The sequence below is a fragment of the Georgenia wangjunii genome (genome assembly GCF_036421975.1).
Taxonomy (GTDB): Bacteria; Actinomycetota; Actinomycetes; order Actinomycetales; family Actinomycetaceae; genus Georgenia_A; species Georgenia_A wangjunii.
Window position 1 is genome coordinate 460674 of sequence record NZ_JAZGON010000001.1, and the last position, 18507, is coordinate 479180.

16 protein-coding genes are annotated in these 18507 nt (G+C 72.1%); 14 read left to right on the forward strand and 2 right to left on the reverse strand.

Translation table 11 applies throughout. The features are described from left to right. Window positions 1–85 precede the first annotated feature (85 nt). The 8 genes from V2J63_RS02080 (at window position 86) to V2J63_RS02115 (ending at window position 9461) form a co-directional block, all read left to right on the forward strand. A complete protein-coding gene (locus V2J63_RS02080; protein ID WP_491062207.1) occupies window positions 86–1504 on the forward strand; it encodes a site-specific integrase in 1419 nt (472 codons plus the stop codon). A 153-nt stretch (window positions 1505–1657) separates the two neighbouring features. Beyond that, window positions 1658–1867 (forward strand): helix-turn-helix domain-containing protein, encoded by a 210-nt coding sequence (locus V2J63_RS02085; protein WP_331229315.1) that lies wholly within the window; start codon window positions 1658–1660, stop codon window positions 1865–1867. Then, entirely contained in the window at window positions 1864–3021 is a 1158-nt protein-coding gene (locus V2J63_RS02090; RefSeq protein WP_331229316.1) for a hypothetical protein, read from the forward strand. Before V2J63_RS02085 ends, V2J63_RS02090 begins: the two co-directional genes overlap by 4 nt. A 26-nt stretch (window positions 3022–3047) precedes the next feature. Beyond that, on the forward strand, window positions 3048–3251 hold the full coding sequence (locus V2J63_RS02095; protein ID WP_331229317.1) for a hypothetical protein: 204 nt from the start codon (window positions 3048–3050) through the stop codon (window positions 3249–3251). Between the two features lie 92 nt (window positions 3252–3343). Then, window positions 3344–4015: a recombinase family protein gene (locus V2J63_RS02100; RefSeq protein WP_331229318.1), complete on the forward strand. Its 672-nt coding sequence runs from the start codon at window positions 3344–3346 to the stop codon at window positions 4013–4015. A gap of 168 nt (window positions 4016–4183) precedes the next feature. Then, on the forward strand, window positions 4184–7507 hold the full coding sequence (locus tag V2J63_RS02105) for a type ISP restriction/modification enzyme (RefSeq protein ID WP_331229319.1): 3324 nt from the start codon (window positions 4184–4186) through the stop codon (window positions 7505–7507). A 144-nt stretch (window positions 7508–7651) separates the two neighbouring features. Then, window positions 7652–8368, forward strand: a complete 717-nt coding sequence (locus tag V2J63_RS02110) for a PIN domain-containing protein (protein ID WP_331229320.1) — start codon at window positions 7652–7654, stop codon at window positions 8366–8368. Between the two features lie 463 nt (window positions 8369–8831). Next, window positions 8832–9461 carry a hypothetical protein gene (locus tag V2J63_RS02115; RefSeq protein ID WP_331229321.1) on the forward strand — a complete coding sequence of 210 codons (630 nt, stop codon included), beginning with the start codon at window positions 8832–8834 and terminating at the stop codon, window positions 9459–9461. Window positions 9462–9526: 65 nt separating this feature from the next. On the opposite strand, the gene V2J63_RS02120 is transcribed toward V2J63_RS02115, so the two are convergent. Beyond that, window positions 9527–10054, reverse strand: a complete 528-nt coding sequence (locus tag V2J63_RS02120; RefSeq protein WP_331229322.1) for a MarR family winged helix-turn-helix transcriptional regulator — start codon at window positions 10052–10054, stop codon at window positions 9527–9529. Window positions 10055–10276: 222 nt separating this feature from the next. Then, window positions 10277–11002 carry a M50 family metallopeptidase gene (locus tag V2J63_RS02125; protein WP_331229323.1) on the reverse strand — a complete coding sequence of 242 codons (726 nt, stop codon included), beginning with the start codon at window positions 11000–11002 and terminating at the stop codon, window positions 10277–10279. Window positions 11003–11067: 65 nt separating this feature from the next. Between V2J63_RS02125 and V2J63_RS02130 the strand changes: the two genes are divergently transcribed. The 6 genes from V2J63_RS02130 to V2J63_RS02155 all read left to right on the forward strand — a co-directional run bounded on the left by V2J63_RS02130 (window position 11068) and on the right by V2J63_RS02155 (window position 18465). Next, window positions 11068–12048, forward strand: a complete 981-nt coding sequence (locus V2J63_RS02130) for a TIGR03885 family FMN-dependent LLM class oxidoreductase (protein ID WP_331229324.1) — start codon at window positions 11068–11070, stop codon at window positions 12046–12048. A gap of 8 nt (window positions 12049–12056) precedes the next feature. Next, a complete protein-coding gene (locus tag V2J63_RS02135; RefSeq protein ID WP_331229325.1) occupies window positions 12057–13727 on the forward strand; it encodes an alpha-amylase family protein in 1671 nt (556 codons plus the stop codon). Between the two features lie 272 nt (window positions 13728–13999). After that, entirely contained in the window at window positions 14000–16567 is a 2568-nt protein-coding gene (locus tag V2J63_RS02140) for a circularly permuted type 2 ATP-grasp protein (protein WP_331229326.1), read from the forward strand. Beyond that, window positions 16564–17679 carry a transglutaminase family protein gene (locus V2J63_RS02145; RefSeq protein WP_331229327.1) on the forward strand — a complete coding sequence of 372 codons (1116 nt, stop codon included), beginning with the start codon at window positions 16564–16566 and terminating at the stop codon, window positions 17677–17679. The genes V2J63_RS02140 and V2J63_RS02145 overlap by 4 nt, the downstream gene beginning before the upstream one ends. Then, window positions 17579–18046: a PPOX class F420-dependent oxidoreductase gene (locus V2J63_RS02150; RefSeq protein WP_331229328.1), complete on the forward strand. Its 468-nt coding sequence runs from the start codon at window positions 17579–17581 to the stop codon at window positions 18044–18046. The genes V2J63_RS02145 and V2J63_RS02150 overlap by 101 nt, the downstream gene beginning before the upstream one ends. A 5-nt stretch (window positions 18047–18051) precedes the next feature. After that, window positions 18052–18465 carry a (deoxy)nucleoside triphosphate pyrophosphohydrolase gene (locus tag V2J63_RS02155; protein ID WP_331229329.1) on the forward strand — a complete coding sequence of 138 codons (414 nt, stop codon included), beginning with the start codon at window positions 18052–18054 and terminating at the stop codon, window positions 18463–18465. Window positions 18466–18507: the final 42 nt, after the last annotated feature.

An 18507-nucleotide genomic window follows, 5' to 3' on the forward strand; every position in this document is an offset into this window, starting at 1 on the left:
GCACTCCCCCCGCTACGGTTTTCTGGCGGCGTCCTTCTCGGCGTTCGTGCCACTACGTGCCACTACGCCTGACAGGAACCCCTCCGTGCCCCGAGCACCCAAGCGCCACCGACGCCAGTTCGGCACCATCCGCACGCTCCCGTCGGGCAGACACCAGGCCCGTCATCGCACCCCCGATGGGGAGATGGTCGCCCTCGGCACCTTCGCCACCCGGGCCGAGGCGGATGACGCGATCGCCGTCGCCCAGGCCGGCATGGCAACCGGCACGTGGCACGACACGAGAAACGGCGACCGCAGCCTCGCCGAGTACATCGATCACCTGATCGATACCCGCGGTGAGCTTCGCGACCGCACCCGTGCCCTGTACCGCCGACTGCTCACAGAGTGGGTCGACGCCCCGCTGCAGTCGGTCGCCAGCCGGGGCGCCGCACGTGTCGTCCACCTCGGCGCACGGCACCTCAGCGACCTCGCCTCGGCAGATATCCGCGAGTGGCACGCCGCGGTACAGGCCGAGGCTCGACGCCGCGCCGTCGACCGGCATCACCGGGCGCAGACCTCACCGAAGCAGACCAACTCGGCGATCCGCACGTGGGCACGAACGCAGGGCCACACGGTCGCTGACACCGGCCGCATCTCCGCCCACCTCCGCGACTCCTGGGAGCGCGCCGGGAGCCCGGCCAAAACACCGCCAACGCCGCCTCCCATGAACGCCGGGAGCACCGAGACAGCTCAGGCCTACCGGCTCGTGCACATGGCTCTCGCCCACGCGGTCGAGGACGGCCTTATCCGCGCCAACCCGTGCAAGATCAAGAACGCCGGCCAGGGTGACGAGCGGGACCGCGCTGAACGCGTCCCGGCCACAGCCGAGCAGGTCGCACGCATCGCCGATCACATGCCCGACCGCTACCGTGCCGCCATATGGGTGGCCGCGCTCAGCGGGCTACGCGCCGGCGAACTCTTCGCGCTCCAGCGCAAGCACGTCGACCTGCGCTCGGGCGAGCTGCGGGTCGTCCAAGCCCTTGAGGCGCCGGGGAACGGGCGCCTATTCGGCCCGGTCAAGTCAGCCGCAGGTCGACGCACCGTCACGATCAGCGAACCCGCCCTCTCGCACCTCGCGGCCCATATGGACGAGTTCACCGGCCCTGACGCCGAGTCGCTGATCTTCGCCACCGCGAGCGGGCGCCCACTCAGTGGTGGGCACCGCACCAAGATGTTCACTCGCGCTCGCGAGGCGGCCGGCAGGCCGGACCTCCACTGGCACGACCTACGTCACACCGGTGCCGTCTTCGCGGCGAAGGTAGGAGCAACCCTGCCCGAGCTCCAGGCACGTTTCGGCCACGCGAGCGCCCGCGCCGCCCTCCGCTATCAGCACGTCCTACCTGGGGCTGACTCGCGTATCGCGGAGGCCATCGCTCTCCTCTTCGACGACGAGGCCGAACACCCCTCAGCACGACCCGTTCCAGAATCCGAGCTGACGATCGCGGAGGCGACACCAGCCGCGTAATTCCGCCGCTTCCCGGCGCGCGACTCGCGCCAAGTTGGGTCGTCGATGCGCCCGAGCCACCGCGGTCGCCCTCGCTGGCGCGCCGCACTTCTTACCTTTCCACCCATGACCACGGCTACCCATAGTGATCCCCCCGCGCACACCCGACCCGGCATGCCTCGGCTACTCCGCGTCCCGGAGTGGGCCGAGTACGTCGGGTTCAGCGAGCGCACGGTCCGCTCGCTGATCGAGCAGCGCAAGGTCGCCGTCGTGCACGTCGGGCGGTCGGTGTACCTCAGGCCTGAAGAGGCCGACCGACTCATCGCCGAGGGCACCTCGGCGAGCCGTCGGCCGGCCACCAACCGCCGGCGGGCTGGGCGGTGACCACCGCGATCCGCGCGATCAGCGACCAACGCTCGCCGCGAACGACGCCCGCATCTGCGCCTACTGACAGGGAGCAGAGGACCCCAGATATTGACATCACTGGCTTCGGCATCGACACGATCCGAGTGTGGGGACACGTCGACGTAGGCGCCTTCGCCCAGCCGGTGCAGCGACTCAAGCAGACAGTGATGCCCGGTGGTGAACTGTCCCCCCTCTTCCCAACAACGAGCTCCGCCCGTCTGCCCGGCGGAGTGGAGCTGACTGTCGCACCGAAGGACGGGCGGGCGACCGCCGTGGCCGAGTTCTCCGTGCCCCGATGGCTACGCGGCGACAACACGCAGCCAGCGACTCTGGAGGAGACTCGCGACGTGATCGCCGAGTTCCACGCCATGGCCGGCACCTACGTCGACTGGGAGTGCAGCGCCGAGGAGTTCGGCCTTCAGCGCCTCGACATCGCCCGCGACTTCGCGCGCGTCCTTCGCCCCGGTGACCTGCTCGAGCGCCTCAGCCACATCAAGGCCCCGCGGTGCACGACGAAGCTCTACCGCACCGAGGACTGCACTGGCACTCAAACCCTCTACCGACGGACCGAACGGTGGACCACCCGGCTCTACGAGCGAGGGCATCAATACGCAGAGAGGGCGACCGCCCGGCCTGGCGAGCGTGCCCACTGGGAAGAGCTCGCGACACAGGAGCACTCGAAGGTCCGGTACGAGGTGCAACTGCGCACCGCGGTCCTGCAAAGCGCCGGCCTGCCGACGGTCCAAGACCTCACGCACCAGGCTATGTGGGCACAGGCCGAGAAGTACTTCCACAAGTCATGCTTCGGCTCCACCGTCGGCGACGGCGCTGCACCGCTCATCGCCGCCGCCACCCGGGCACTCGGGCATGAGGAGGACCCGAGGCTCAAGTATCTCGGTGCCGTGCTAGGCCACGCGTGGCTAGAAACCCTCGGTCTGGCGCCGGCGGTCTCTCGCAACACCGCGGTCAAGTACCGCGGGTACGCCGCAGATTGGAACATCTCGGCACGCGACCTCGTGCACGGAGATTTCCCTCGCGTCCGGCTGGACCTCCGATCAGGGACGCTGGTCCCGGACCAATACCTGCTTGGTGAGGCTGGCGCCCACGTGGCGCCAAAGCACGCGGCGACGTAAGGCAGCAGGGAGGGGAGGATCGTCCCGTGGACCACCCGACGCCCTTCGCGCCCCTCGATGACCGCCCGCCCGACGAGCGGGCGATCCGCCGGGCGCTAGAAGTTCTGCAGCAAGTCCACGAGGACATGGCTCCTGCCACGCCTACCGAGGCGGCCTTCATCGCCGGCGCCACGGCGGCCCTCTCATGGGTCGTGGGCCGAGAGCCAACGGAGCACCCCCTCCACGCCTGATGCGCGTGCCCGACGTCTCCGCGGGGCAACTGTCCGCGCCTGTCGAGAGGTCGAGCCGTATACCAAAGGACCGTTTGGTATACGGTACAGGCATGGCCCGACCGAAAACAGCCCCGTCACGCCCTCGCCCTCTGGCCCTCGCCTACCTCCGGGTGAGCACCCTGGACCAGGTCGAGCACGGCGCCTCGCTAGAGGCACAGCGGGCCGCCCTCACGACAGAAGCGGACCGCCGGGGCTGGGATGTCGAGTTCGTCGTCGACGAGGGCGTCAGCGGCAAGATCAACCCGGTCAAGCGCGCCGGGCTCGGCCCCGCCCTCGCCGACCTGGACACCGGCAAGGCCGACACGCTCATGGCCGTCCGTCTGGACAGAGTCAGCAGGTCGGTGGCGGATTTCGCCGCTCTACTCGACCGCGCGGGCAAGCGGGGGTGGGGGCTCGTGCTCCTCAGCCCCGCCCTCGACCTCGCTGACCCCGCCGGGCGGTTCACGGCCAACGTTCTGGCGAGCGCCGCCCAGTACGAGCGCGAGCTGATCAGCGCTCGCACGCGCGAGGGCCTAGCGCAGCGGCGCGCGGAAGGCGTCCGCCTCGGTCGCCCGAGAACCGTTCCCGCCGACGTCGTTGGGCGCATCCGCGACGCGCACAAGCGGGGGGACTCCTGGCACAAGATCGCCGACGACCTCACCACGGATGGCGTGCCCACGGCGCAAGGCGGCGCCCGGTGGTGGCCCGCCACGGTGCGAAAAGTCGGTCAGACAGAGCGTTAAGCCTGATCTCGGTCCCCTATATCTGCAGTTCTTGCGCCCTCCACACGCGCGCGCAGGCGTACGCGCGTGGGGAGGGCGTTCGCGACAGAAGGGCACACTCCAGGTCAACGACGCGCTCGGCCGATATGGTGCTGGAAGTCAGATGATCACCTACGGAGGTCTCCAACCGTGCCGACAAAGCCGCAGGCCTGGGTGGACGACGCCGTCGCCGCCTTCGGCGCCGCGTGCCAGGCCAAGCTCGCAGGCCCGGGCGACCGGGAAGCCGCGATCCGCTCGCCGCTTGAGGGTCTGCTCGGCGCCGCCGGGGAGCACCTGGGTGTCAAGGCGGTCTTTCACGACGAGGTCCGGGACACCGAGCGTCAGGTCCGCCCCGACTACGGGGTGAGCGTCAAGGGCGCCATCACCGGTTACGTCGAGGTCAAGGCCCCGGGACGGGGCATCGACCCGCTGGGGTTCACCGGGCACGACAAGCGTCAGTGGGAGCGCCAGCGGGACCTGCCCAACCTCGTCTACACCAACGGCACCCAGTGGCGGCTCTACCGCGACGGTGAACTCGTCGCAGGCCCGGTCACCTTCACCGGCGGCACGCTGGAGGAGGCGGGCGCGGACCTGGCGGCGCCACCGGACTTCGAGTCACTCGTCACCGACTTCCTACGCTGGCACCCCGCACCGATCACGTCCGTGGGGGCGCTCGTCCGAGCGATCGCCCCGCTCACGCGGCTGCTGCGCGGGGAGGTCCTCGACCAGCTCGCCGCCGAGCGCCGGGCGATCAAGGACGGCGCCGACGAGTACACCCAGCCGTTCCTCGGCCTCGCCCGGGACTGGCGGGCACTGCTCTTCCCCTCCGCCGACGACGGCACCTTCGCCGACGGATACGCCCAGGCGGTCACGTTCGCGCTTCTCCTGGCCCGGACCGAGGGCATCGACGTCGCCGGCCGGCCCCTGCACGAGGTCGGCGCCGACCTCGGCGACGACCACTCCCTCATGGGCAAGGCGCTCCAGCTCCTCACCGACGACGTCGCCGCCGACTTCCGCGTCACCCTCGACCTCCTCGTGCGCATCGTCGGCGCGGTGGACTGGCCGCGGGTGCGCAAGGGCCGCCGCGACACCTACCTCCACCTGTACGAGAACTTCCTCGAGCAGTACGACAACGACCTGCGCAAGCAGTCCGGCTCGTACTACACCCCGCGCGAGGTGGTCGAGGATATGGTCCGCCTCACCGAAGAGGCGCTCGTCACCCGGCTCGGCAAGGACCGGGGTTTCCGCGACCCAGACGTGCTCACCGTCGACCCAGCCATGGGTACTGGCACCTACCTGCACACCATTCTCGAGCGGGTCGCCGAGCAGGCGTCCGAGGCCGATGGGCCGGGCGCCGTCCCCGGAGTCGTGTCGCAGGTCGCCGAGCGACTCGCCGGCTTCGAACTCCAGATGGGCCCGTACGCGGTCGCCGAACTGCGGGCCACCGACCTGCTCGCCTCGCACGGGGCCGCGGCCCCGCCCGGCGGCATGCACTTCTACGTCACCGACACGCTCGACGACCCCGACGCCGAGCAGAACCAGATCGGCTCCGGCCTTCAGCTCATCGCGCAGTCCCGCCGCAAGGCCAACGAAGTTAAGGCCAAGGCCAACGTCACCGTCGTCATCGGTAACCCGCCCTACCGCGAGCGCGCCGAGGGCATCGGCGGTTGGGTCGAGCAGGGCAGCAAGGCACATGGTGACCACGCGCGTCCCATCCTCGAGGACTTCCGCGATCCGACGACGGCCAGGCACTTCCACAACCTCAAGAACCTCTACGTGTACTTCTGGCGCTGGGCGACATGGAAGGTCTGGGAGTCCACGCTTGACGACGCTGACGACGGCGACGCGGGGGTCGTGTGCTTCATCTCCACCTCCGGCTACATCGGTGGTCCGGGCTTCACTGGCATGCGCAGATACTTGCGCGAGCACGCCAGCGAGGGCTGGATCATCGACCTCACGCCCGAGGGTCAGACCCCAGACGTACGCACCCGCATCTTCCCCGGCGTGCGCCAGCCGCTCGCCATCGGCCTCTTCATCCGGAAACCCGAGGCGCGCGAAGACGCACCCGCCACAATCCACTACCGCGCCGTCCACGGCGTGAGGGCAGAGAAGTTTGCAGCGCTGAGCCGGATAAGGCTGCACGACGACGGCTGGCGCACAACGCGCACTGGGTGGGCGGCGCCACTGACGCCCGCTGCTGAGACAGCGTGGGACGACTACCCGGCGCTCAACGACCTCATGCCCTGGACATCTCCGGGCGTCACCGGCAACCGTCGTTGGCCCTACGCCCCCTCTCGTGCAGTGCTCCAGGCTCGATGGAACACACTGCAGGGCGAGATCAGCCCGGATCGCCGCGCCGAACTGCTCAAGGAGACGGACACCCGGGCCCTGCGCAGTTCCCCAAAACCGCTGCCAGGCTTCGGGCACCGGGACACACTCGTACCGCTGGCGCAGGATCGTGGTGCCCTCACCGAGCCGATCCGGCTCGGGTATAAGTCCTTCGACCGCCAATGGATCATCCCGGACGCCCGTGTGCTCGACCGACCACGGCCAGACCTTTGGGCGTCCCGTGTACCCGGACAGGTGTTCGTCGTCGAGCAGCATTCCGAGCCGATCGACGGCGGTCCCGGCCTAGTTTTCACCGCCCTCATCCCTGACCTGCACCACTTCAACGGTAGGGGGGGCCGCGCCCTGCCCTTGCTCCATCCCGACGGCACCGCGAACGTCGCGTCTGGCCTGCTGCCCGCGCTCGCCGCCCTACAGGCCCGAGACGTCGGGGCCAAGGACGTCCTCGCCTATGTCGCCGCCGTCGTAGCCCACCCCGCCTTCACCCGGACGTTCGCCGATGAGCTCACCACACCGGGCCTCCGCGTCCCACTCACCAGCGAGCGCGCCCTCTTCGCTGAGGCCGTCGCGCTCGGCCAGGCGGTGATCTGGCTGCATACCTACGGCGAGGCGTACGCGGGAGCCGACCGACCCAAGTCGCAAGTGCGCTATCCGCACGGCGATGGCCGGCAGCCACTCGCCCGCACCCCGATCGCGACCATGCCGACGGGAGTGGACTACGACGCCAAGCGCGCCGTCGTCGTCCTTGGGGACGGAGAGTTCGGGCCAGTGCGGCCGGAGGTGTGGGACTACGCCGTCGGCGGCAAGAACGTCATCAAGTCCTGGGTGAACTACCGCAAGGCCGTGCCGGGTGGAAAGAAGACGTCGCCGCTGGATCACATGCATGTCGACATGTGGGACCCGAACTGGACGACCGAGTTCATCGACCTACTCACCGTCCTCACCCGGCTCGTCGAGCTCGAGCCGGCCCAAAGCGACCTGCTCGATCGCGTCCTCGCCGGTCCGGTGCTGACCATGGATGACCTGCGCGCCGCCGGCGTGCGCTGGCCGACCAAGCCCACCGACCGCAAGCCGCGCTACCCGGTCCCGACCGTGCAGAGCCCGGCGCAGGGCATCCTCGACCTCTGAGAGCCTGAGGAACGATGCACTCACACAGCGATGTTCGCCACATCTCCGAAGTCTTGCGGCACTTGAGCAAGTCGGGGTAGGTTCCAGGCATAGCTCCCCACCGTCCTCCGGGACTGGTGGGGCTTTTTTTCTCTGGAGGCGCCGATGCCTGATCTAGCCAGCACGTTGGTGGTCATCGACTACCAGAACGTCCACCTCTCGGGGCACGACGTGTTCGCGCCGTCTGGGCTACCGAAGCATGAGTCCCTGGTGCATCCGCTCCACTTTGCGTCGCAGGTCGTCGCAGCACGCAATCGCGTGTTGTCGATCCAGGCGGTCCGCGGTCAGGACCTCGACCGACCACAAGCCCGCCTCGACAACGTCGTAGTCTTCCGTGGACTACCCAGCAACCTACGGAACCCGAACGCCTACAGGCGCTCACTCGCGCAGCAATCCGAGTGGACCCGAGATCGGCGCGTGTCCGTGAACTATCGAACGCTCCGGTACCACCGCGACGGGTACGACTGGATCCCACAGGAGAAGGGCATCGACGTCCTGGTCGCATTGGAGCTCGTACGAGCCGCCGATCGGCGTACACACGACATCGTCATTCTGGCGTCCCACGACACGGACCTCGAGCCCGCGTTGGCTGCGGCGATCGAGGGCCCAGCGGAAACCGGGATCTCACTCCTGGGCGCGGTGGTGGAGACTTCGGCCGCCCCGGACGCGACGACCGTCGTGGAGGTGCAGCCGCGGCCACATGTCGAGACGGCAGGCTGGCGAGGATGCAAGGTTCTGAAGGCTCCCGGCCACCGGGTATGGCACACCGCACTCGACGCCCAAGCGTTCGTTGCAGCCCGCGATCGCAAGGACTACAGCTAACGCCTCGGCCGTGCGCGTCGTGCCACAACGTGCCACTCACCCGTGTATCTGGACGTCATTCGACGGTTCTCCCCGTATGCTCGACCAGCACGATTCCGCCGACTCGGGCGTCGTGGCAGGCCACCGAAACCGTCGCCCGTCAGCTTCCCAAGCTGATAGCGCGGGTTCGATTCCCGTCACCCGCTCCACTCGGACCCCAGGACCTCGCGTCCTGGGGTTCCGTCGTCCCAGGGGCGCGCCCGATCTCGCGTCCTGGGGTTCCGTCGTCCCAGGGGCGCGCCTGATGACGGCGCCCGCCCGCCCGGCTCCGCCCGTCACGGCACCGACCCGCGCGACCCCTTCCGCCGCGATAGTCGCCTGTCGACGATCGTCACCCTCGCCCGCCGCCCCTGCGGCGTCACCGTCGGCGCGAGCGTCGCCAGGTGGCGTGGAACACCCCGGGCCCCGCGTCCGTTCACCCCGTGTGACCACCGCCGCAGACACCCGCTCCGACGACCCCGCCCATACCGGGCCCGGCCGACCAGCCGCCGACACCGGTGCCGACGCCGGATCGGCCACCGCGCTGGCGCACGCCCGGCGCTTCGTCCAGCGCCGCCAGCCCAGCGAGCACCTCGTGCAGGTGCTCGGCCTCCACGACGAGGCCGACGGCGTCGCCGCGTCCCGCCAGGAGATCATGCGCCGCGTCGAGGGCCTCACCGGCATGCGGCTCGGCGAGATCGAGGCGCTCGCCGCCGTCGCCGCGGGCGCCGAGCACCACCGCGAGGTGGCACGCCGCACCGGGCAGCCGGACCGCGCCGCCGCGGCGACGGTCGACGGGCTCGTGCGCCGCGGCGCGCTCGGGCGCCACCGGCACCCGGCGGAGCCGGACGCCGCGAGGGAGCCGACGCTCGTCCACGTCACGCCGCGGGGTGAGGCGGCTCTGCAGCAGTCCGAGGCGCTGCGCGTCCGCCTGCTCGACGCCGCCGTCGACACCCTCGGGCACGAGGAGCTCACCCGGGTGCGCGCGGCTGCCACGACCCTCACCGACACGCTCGGCGCGACACCAGCGGCGGAACGGCGCGCCATCGAGCGCCGTGCAGCCGAGGCGTCCTGACCCAGCGACCCGGTGCCGCTGGGGGGCAGAGCAACCGAAGGACCCGGAGCCGCGCCCATGCCGGATCAGGCGGAGCGACCGCGACCGCGCCCGTGCCTCGGCTCGTGCCCGGGCGGGCGCACCCGCTCGAGCACCGGGACGAGGACCTCCTCGAGCTGGCGCACCTGGGCGCGCGTAAGCCCGTCGAAGACGAGTGCGCGCACCTCGGCCGCGTGGGCCGGGGCGGCGGCGTGGACCTTGTCCATCCCCGCCTCCGTGAGGACCGCGTTGCGCGCCCGGGCGTTGTGGGGAGAGCGCTGCCGCTCGACCCATCCCTGCTTCTCCAGGCGGGTGATGACGTGCGAGAGCCGTGACAGCGACCCGCTCGTCAGCTCGGCGAGCTCGCTCAGCTGGAGCGTGCGGTCCGGCTGCTCCGAGAGCATCGCCATGACCATGTACTCGTAGAACGTGATCCCCGCGTCGCGCTGCATCCGCGCGTCGAGCGCCGCCGGGAGGGTCGTGATGAGCTCGGCGAGATTGAGCCACGCGGCCATCTCGCCGTCGTCGAGCCAGGGGACGGAGCCGTCGGCCACGTCCGTGCCGTCGTCGGGCATGTCTCCCCCTCGTTTAATTGAACCTTCAACTGCAGTGAATCATCCCTCCTGGTGCACCGCAACCCTGAGGTCGGCACCCTGCACCGGAGCCGGGCGCCGGACCGCGCGGCCGGCGACCCGGGCCGGGTACGGGCGCAGCGTCAGCACCGGTGCCGTACGTGCCCCCGCGGGGTGCTGCCAGGGTAGCGGGCGGCCCCGGTCGCCACGGGGGCACGGAGCCGGTCAGTGGACGAGCAGCTCCCACAGGTGCCGGGCCGTGAGCCAGCTGGCCGCGCCGAGGACGAGCGCGAACGTCGTCGTCCACACCCCGGCCGGCAGGGGCGTGAGCTGGGCGAGGACCGCGGGGTCCGAGCCGCGCTCACGCGCGCCCATGACGGCGCCGAGGTGACGCCACGCGCCGAGGAGGAGGACGACGCCCAGGCTGACGAGGACGAGCCCCTGGGCCGCCTCGCCCCCCGCCCACCACAGCCACCCGGTGCCGGCGAAGGTCGCGAGCACGATGACGGCCGTGAAGAGCGAGCGGGACCGGACCAGCGCGACGGCGAGGAGGACGACGAGCGCGGCGAGGACCGGCGCCGCCCACCCGTGGGACCCGGCGTGGACGAGCCCGGCGCCGACGATCGCCGGCGCCGGGTACCCGGCCCACGTCGTGACGACGCGGCCGGGCCCGCGCGACCGGCCGACGGTGACGGCGTGGCCGGACATGTCCGCGCGCAGGACGAGGCCGGTGAAGGAGCGGCCCACCGCCATGCCGACGACGGCGTGGCCCAGCTCGTGGACGACCGTGACGACGACGCGGAGCAGGCGCCACAAGACGGGCACGAGGACGACCGCCACGCCGGCCGCGAGCGCCGCACCCACCCAGAGGTCGGTCGTCGCGGCCTCGCCGAGCGCCGGTCCCGGGCGCAGGCGGGAGAGGACGTCCTCCCACACGCTCGCCGGATCCATCCGCCCATCCTGCCCGGCGTGCGCCCGGGAGGCGGAACCCGGCCACGCCCGCTAGACAGGACGACGTGACCGTCATCGGCTACCACGCCTCCCACGAGCAGATCCACCCGGCCCAGCTCCTCGCGGACGTCCAGCTCGCCGAGGCCGCGGGCTTCGGCGCCGCCATGTGCTCCGACCACCTCGAGCCGTGGTCGGAGCGCCAGGGCGAGTCCGGCTTCGCCTGGTCGTGGCTCGGGGCCGCGCTCGCGACGACCAACCTGCGCTTCGGCGTCGTCACCGCCCCCGGCCAGCGCTACCACCCCACGGTCGTCGCCCACGCCGCGGCGACGCTCGCCGCCATGTTCCCCGGCCGCTTCTGGGCGGCGCTGGGCAGCGGAGAGAACCTCAACGAGCACGTCACGGGTGCGACGTGGCCCCGCAAGGACGCCCTCCAGCGGCGGCTCGAGGAGTGCGCGGACGTCATCCGGCGCCTCCTCGACGGCGAGGTCGTCTCCCACGACGGGCTCATCACCCTCGACCGGGCGCGCCTGTGGACGTTGCCCGAGATCACCCCGCCGCTCATCGGGGCGGCGCTCAGCGTCGCCACCGCCGAGCGCTGCGCGACGTGGGCGGACGGCCTCGTGACGATCAACGCCGAGCCGGGCCACCTGCGCGACATGCTCGCCGCCTACCGCGACAACGGCGGGCGGGGGCCGGTGATCCTCCAGGTGCACCTGTCGTGGGCGCCGACGGAGGACGAGGCGCTCGCGATCGCCCACGACCAGTGGCGCTCGAACGTCTTCGCGCCGCCGCTCATGGCGGACATGCCGACGGTCGCGCACTTCGACGCGGCGGCCGAGCACGTGCGGCCCGAGGACGTGCGGGAGTCGGTGCTCGTCTCGGCGGACCCCGCGCAGCACGCGGAGCGGCTCGCGGACCTCATGAGCCTCGGGTTCGACGAGGTCTACCTCCACCACGTCGGCAAGGTCCAGCGCCCCTTCATCGAGACGTTCGCCGAGCACGTCCTGCCCGAGCTCGCCGGCGCGACGAGCCCCACCGATCCCTGAGGAGCACCGTGCGCATCACCGACACCTCCGACCTGTGGTGGAAGAACGCCGTCATCTACTGCCTCGACGTCGAGACGTTCTTCGACTCCGACGGCGACGGCGTCGGGGACTTCGCCGGGCTCGCGCAGCGGGTGGACTACCTCGCCCAGATGGGGGTGACGTGCCTGTGGCTCATGCCCTTCTACCCCTCGCCCGGGCGGGACGACGGCTACGACATCACCGACGGCTACGGGGTCGACGCGCGCCTCGGCAACCACGGCGACGTCGTCGAGCTCATCCGCACGGCGAAGGACCGCGGCATGCGCGTCATCGCCGACTTCATCGTCAACCACACGTCCGACCAGCACCCGTGGTTCAAGGCGGCGCGCTCGAGCAAGGACGACCCGTTCCGTGACTTCTACGTGTGGCGCGCGGACCCGCCGCCCGACACGTCGGAGAAGGTGGTCTTCCCGGACAAGGAGGACTCGATCTGGGAGCACGACCCGACGACGGACGAGTGGTACCTCCACCACTTCTACTCCCACCAGCCGGACCTCAACGTCGCCAACCCCAAGGTCAAGGAGGCGATCGCCAAGGCCATGGGCTTTTGGCTCCAGGTCGGCTTCGACGGGTTCCGCGTGGACGCCGTGCCGTTCTTCCTCAACGAGGGGGGAGTCGAGCAAGGCGACCTCGAGCAGCCGCACGAGTACCTGCGCGCCATGCGCACGTTCCTCTCGCGCCGCAGCGGGCAGGCCGTCCTCCTCGGCGAGGTCAACGTGCCCTACCCCGAGCAGGTCGCGTACTTCGGCGGGAAGGAGGGCGACGAGCTCAACATGATGTTCGACTTCGTCGCGATGCAGGCGATGTACCTCTCCCTCGCCCGCCAGGACGCGCGCCCGCTCGCCAAGGCGCTCACCGAGCGCCCGATGGCGGAGATCTCGCCCGACTCCCAGTACGCGACGTTCGTGCGCAACCACGACGAGCTCACCCTCGACAAGCTGACCGAGGAGGAGCGGCAGGAGGTCTTCGCCGCCTTCGGTCCCGAGCCGGAGATGCAGGTGTTCGACCGCGGGCTCAAGCGGCGGCTGCCGCCGATGCTCGACGGCGACCCGCGGCACGTCAAGATGGTCTACAGCCTCCTCTTCGCGCTGCCCGGGACGCCGACCCTCTTCTACGGCGAGGAGATCGGCATGGGCGAGGACCTCTCGCGCGAGGGCCGGCTCGCCGTCCGCACCCCGATGCAGTGGACGGGCGGCGAGAACGGCGGCTTCTCCACCGCCGAGCCCGAGGCGCTCGTCGCCCCGGTTGTCACCGGGGCGTACGGGCCCGAGCACGTCAACGTCGCCGACGCACGGCGTGACCCAGACTCGCTGCTCCACCACATCACGACGCTCGCCCAGCGCTACCGCGAGTGCCCCGAGCTCGGGTGGGGCGCGGTGGAGATCCTCGACCAGCCGCACCGGGCGGTCCTCGCGCACCGGTGCACGTGGGGCGAGGCGAGCATGGTGCTCCTGCACAACTTCAGCCCCGAGCCGGTCACCGTCGCGCTCGAGCTCGACGACGCCGAGGGGACGGTCTTGTCCGACCTGCTCCAGGACGACGACCACCGGGTGGGCGAGGACGGCGTGGAGATCGCGCTCCAGGGCTACGGCCACCGCTGGCTCAGGGTCCAGCACCCGGGCGACCGCCGCCTCCCCTGACGTCCGTGCTCCCACTGGCCAGCCCGCGCCCCCAACCCCCGGCGATCATGCAGACGTGCCGGCGCCCGACCGCCCGCCCACGCGAACAACCGCTCGTGATCATGCAGACGTGCCGGTGGCGCGGGGCACTTCTGCATGATTACGAGGGGGCGGGTCGAGGAGGTGGCCGGGCGGCAAAGGTCGGGTAAAGTTCGACGGGAATCCGACGGCCCCCGCGCTTGACCAGTCCTTGGCGGGAGTCGCGAGCCGATCCGGGCGGGCGGGAGCGCGCGATGACCGACCTGCTCGCTGCCTACGCCGCCGCCGGCCCCGGTCACGACGAGATGCTCCAGGCCAGCGGCGCGGCACGCACCGCATGGGACCGGCTCGCCGCCCGCGCGCACCTCGGCAACGGTGAGGAGCTCGCGGCGCGCGCGGAGGAGGTCACCTCCCTCCTCGCCGACCACGGCGCCACCGCACCCGGCACGGGTGACGCCTGGCAGCTCGACCCGCTCCCGGTCCTTCTCGACGAGGTCGAGTGGACCCGGCTCGAGGACGCCGTCCGTCAGCGCACCGAGCTCCTCGACGCCGTCCTCGCCGACCTCTACGGCCCCCGGCGCCTGCTCTCCTCCGGGATCCTCCCGCCAGAGCTCGTCCTCAGCCACCCCGGGTTCGTGCGAGCCGCCGACGGCATCCGCCTGCCCGGCGCGCACCAGCTCGTCGTCGCCGGCGCGGACGTCGCACGCAACGCCGACGGCTCGTGGGTCGTCATCACCGACCACGCGCAGGCCCCGTCGGGCATGGGCCACGCGATGGAGGACCGGCGCGTCGTCTCCCAGGTGCTCGCCGGCCTCTACCGCCACTCCCGCATCCGGCGCATCGGTCCGTTCTTCCACGCGCTCGGGCAGGCCCTCGCCGGCGTCGCCCCGGAGGCCGCCGGGGACGGCGCGCGGGTCGCCCTCCTGACGTCGGGCCCGTCCTCGCCCACGGCCTTCGACGAGGGCTACCTCGCCGCGATGCTCGGGATCCCCCTCGTCCAGGGCACCGACCTCGTCGTCGAGGACGGCCGCGTGTGGGCGCGCGCCCTCGACGGGCGCGCGCCGGTCGACGTCCTCCTCCGGCGCGTCGACGCCCGCGACTGCGACCCGCTCGAGCTGCGCGGGGGCACCGGACTGGGGACGCCCGGGCTCGTCCAGGCCGCCCGCACCGGCACCGTCTCCGTCGTCAACCCCTTCGGCAGCGGCGCCCTGGAGAACCCCGCGCTGCTCACCTACCTCCCGCGCCTGAGCCGCGCCCTGCGCGACGAGGAGCTCACGCTCGGCTCCGCCGTCACGTACTGGTGCGGCGAGCGCTCCATGTGCTCGCACGTCATCGCCAACCTCGCCCGCCTCGTCATCAAGCCCATCGGGTCCGCGCCCGGCTCGACGGTCCACGGGTGGGAGCTGACGAACGGTGAGCGCGCGGACCTCGCCGTCCGGATCTCCCACCGCCCCTGGGCGTGGGTGGGCCAGGAGCCCGTCGAGGCGTCGACGACGCCGACCGTCGAGGGCCGCGGCCTCCGGGCCTACCCCACGGTCCTGCGCACGTTCGCCGTCGCGCGCGGGGAGACCTACGACGTCATGGCCGGGGCGCTCGGGCGGGTCACGCCCGACGGCGGCCGCAGCCTGAGCGCACCGCACCCCGCGGGGGCTGCGAAGGACGTGTGGGTCCTGTCGGCCGAGCCGTACGCCGCCGCCGAGTCCTGGCCCGGGGAGCCCGAGCTCCTCCCCCGCCGTGCCGAGGCGACGGGGATCGCCCCGCGGGCGGCCCGGGAGCTCTTCCGCCTCGGGCGCGCCACGGAGCGTGCGGAGGGCACGGCTCGGCTGCTCCGGGCCGTCGCCGACCGGCGGGACGACGAGGGGACGACGACGCGCCCCGGTGCCCAGCACGGCGCGGACCCGGGCGCCGGCGCCGTGCCGATCCTCCTCGCAGCGCTGCGCGGTGAGCCGACCGGGATCGCCGGCGCCGCGGTGGACCTGCCGGGCGACGCACCCGCCCCACCCAGCCCGGCGCGGGACCTGCCGCTGTCACAGGTCGTCACGGACCCGGCCGTCCCGGGCACGATCGCGCACGCCGTCGCCGCGATGGTGCGCAGCGCCGCGTCGGTGCGTGACCTCCTCTCCCCCGACACGTGGCTCGCGCTGTCCTCCCTCGAACGGACCCTCGCGCTCGAGCGCCGCCGCCGCGCGGGCAGCGAGGCAGACACGGAGGCCGAGCTCGGTCTCGGGCCCGTCCTCGGCCGCGTCCTCGAGGGGCTGCTCGCCCTGTCGGGCGTGTTCACCGAGTCGATGGTCCACGACGTCGGGTGGACGCTGCTCGAGGTCGGGCGCCGCCTGGAGCGTGCCCAGCACCTCGTCGCCGTGCTCGCGGCGACCGTGACGACCCGGCACGAACCCGCCGTCGACGCCCTCGTCCAGCGGTCCGTCCTCAGCGCCCACGAGTCGGTCCTCACCCATCGACGGCGCTACCCGGGGCAGCCGCCGCTGCGCGGGATGCTCGAGCTCCTCCTGCTCGACGGCGCGAACCCTCGCTCGCTCGCGTTCCAGCTCGACCGGATCGGCGAGCTCCTGGCGGACCTGCCCGCGGTGAGCCGGGGCCCGCAGTCCCGTGACCAGCTCCTCGCCGACGTCGTGGACCTCCTCACGGAGATGCCGCTCGACGCGGTCGTCGCCGAGGCAGGGCCGGGGGGTGAACGCACGCGACTGGCGGAGACACTCACGTCGATGGCCTGGCGCCTGCAGTCCCTCGGTGCCGAGATCACCGCGGTCCACCTCACGTCCCCCCGGCCCGCGCAGTGGCCCGGAGAGGTGTGGACGCCGTGAGCGCGCGCGACGCGGCGGGTCGTCACTACCGGCTCGTGCACCGCACGACGTACACCTACCCGGAGCCGGTGACGTCCTCGTACGGGCTCGCCGTGCTCACCCCCCGCGACGGGTTCGGTCAGACCGTCCGCGCGAGCACCGTCCACGTGGACCCGGCGCCCGCCGAGCGGGCCGAGCACACCGACACCAGCGGCAACCGCACGACGCACTTCCGTGTCGCCGAGCCGCACACGGTGCTCGAGGTGCGCGCGGAGTCCGTCCTCACCGTCACCCGTAACCCCGTGCAGGTCGACCACGTCCCCCAGCTGGCCTGGGAGGAGGTCGTCGCGGCGGCACGGACGATGCGCACCACCGGCGCCGGACGGCACGGCGAGGGCACGGCCGCCGTCCTCGCCGTCGTCGACGGCGCGCTCCCGTCCGAGCTCGTCGAGCCCGACGACGAGGTGCTCGCCTACGCGCTGCCCTCCTTCCGTCCCGGTGTGCCGCTCGTCCACGTCGTCGCCGACCTCGCCCACCGGATCCGTACCGACTTCACCTACCGGACCGGGTCGACGACGATCCACACCCGCCTGCCCGAGGTCCTCGCCCGCCGGACCGGGGTGTGCCAGGACTTCGCGCACCTCATGTGCGCGTGCCTGCGCGCGCTCGGCCTGCCCGCCCGCTACGTCTCGGGCTACCTCGAGACCCTCCCCCCGCCGGGCCGGCCGAAGCTCCGCGGCGTCGACGCCTCGCACGCCTGGGTCGCCGTGTGGCTCCCGGGCGGCGGCTGGCTCCACGTCGACCCGACGAACGACCAGTTCATCGACGACCGGTACGTCGTCCTCGGCTGGGGCCGCGACTTCCGCGACGTCTCGCCACTGCGCGGCATCGTCCTCACGACGGGCACGGGTTCTACGCTGTCGGTCGGCGTCGACCTCGAGCCGATCCCGCTGGCGGAGGCGCTCGCGGTGACCGACCGGCGCCGCCAGCACGCGGGCGAGGACCGCCCTGGCAGCGACCGAAGGAGCAGAGATGGCACGCACGATCGCGACGACGAGCACGGTCGACCGCGCGGCGATGGAGGAGTTCGTCCGGCCGCGCCACCGCGCGGTCCTGCTCACCCACCGGCGTGACGGCGGGGTCCAGATGTCCCCGACGGCGTGCGGGATGGACGCGCAGGGGCGCCTCGTCGTCTCGACGTACCCGGACCGCGCCAAGGCGGTGAACCTGCGCCGCGACCCGCGCGCCTCGGCGTGCATCCTCTCCGAGGACTGGAACGGTCCCTGGATCCAGCTCGACGGCACCGCCGAGGTGCTCGACATGCCCGACGCGCTCGAGCCGCTCGTCGACTACTTCCGCGTCATCTCCGGCGAGCACCCGGACTGGGACGAGTACCGCGAGGCGATGCGCGCCCAGGACAAGTCGCTCGTCCGCGTGACGGTCACCCGCTGGGGACCGGTCGCCACCGGCGGCTTCCCCGCCCGCCTCGTCGAGGACTGAGGGGCGTGCCCGCGCGGCTCGTCGCCGCCGCCGCGATCCTCGACGACCTCGCCGCCCCGACGCGCATGCTCGCCGCCCGCCGGTCCGCGCCGCCCGAGCTGGCCGGGCAGTGGGAGCTGCCGGGCGGGAAGGTCGAGCCGGGCGAGAGCGCGACGCAGGCCCTGCACCGCGAGCTCTCCGAGGAGCTGGGCGTCGCCGTCGTCCTCGGCGAGCGGGTGGTCGGACCCGCCGACGGCGACTGGCCCATCCTGCGTGGCATGACGATGCGGGTGTGGCTCGCCGTCGTCGCCACCGGCGAGCCGCAGCCCCTGCTCGACCACGACGAGCTGCGCTGGGTGGAGCGCTCCGGCTGGCGCCAGCTCCCCTGGCTCGCACCGGACCGCCCCATCCTCGAGGCGATCCTCTCCCTGCGGCCCTGACGTCGGTGGCGCGCGGGGGCGCCGGCGGGCCCCGCCCCAGCG

Coding starts and splice junctions, on each gene's coding strand:
- V2J63_RS02150 (WP_331229328.1), top strand. CDS start 17,579: ATGGCACGCACGATCGCGACGACGAGCACGGTCGACCGCGCGGCGATG.
- V2J63_RS02120 (WP_331229322.1), bottom strand. CDS start 10,054: ATGCCCGACGACGGCACGGACGTGGCCGACGGCTCCGTCCCCTGGCTC.
- V2J63_RS02110 (WP_331229320.1), top strand. CDS start 7,652: ATGCCTGATCTAGCCAGCACGTTGGTGGTCATCGACTACCAGAACGTC.
- V2J63_RS02140 (WP_331229326.1), top strand. CDS start 14,000: ATGACCGACCTGCTCGCTGCCTACGCCGCCGCCGGCCCCGGTCACGAC.
- V2J63_RS02100 (WP_331229318.1), top strand. CDS start 3,344: ATGGCCCGACCGAAAACAGCCCCGTCACGCCCTCGCCCTCTGGCCCTC.
- V2J63_RS02125 (WP_331229323.1), bottom strand. CDS start 11,002: ATGGATCCGGCGAGCGTGTGGGAGGACGTCCTCTCCCGCCTGCGCCCG.
- V2J63_RS02085 (WP_331229315.1), top strand. CDS start 1,658: ATGCCTCGGCTACTCCGCGTCCCGGAGTGGGCCGAGTACGTCGGGTTC.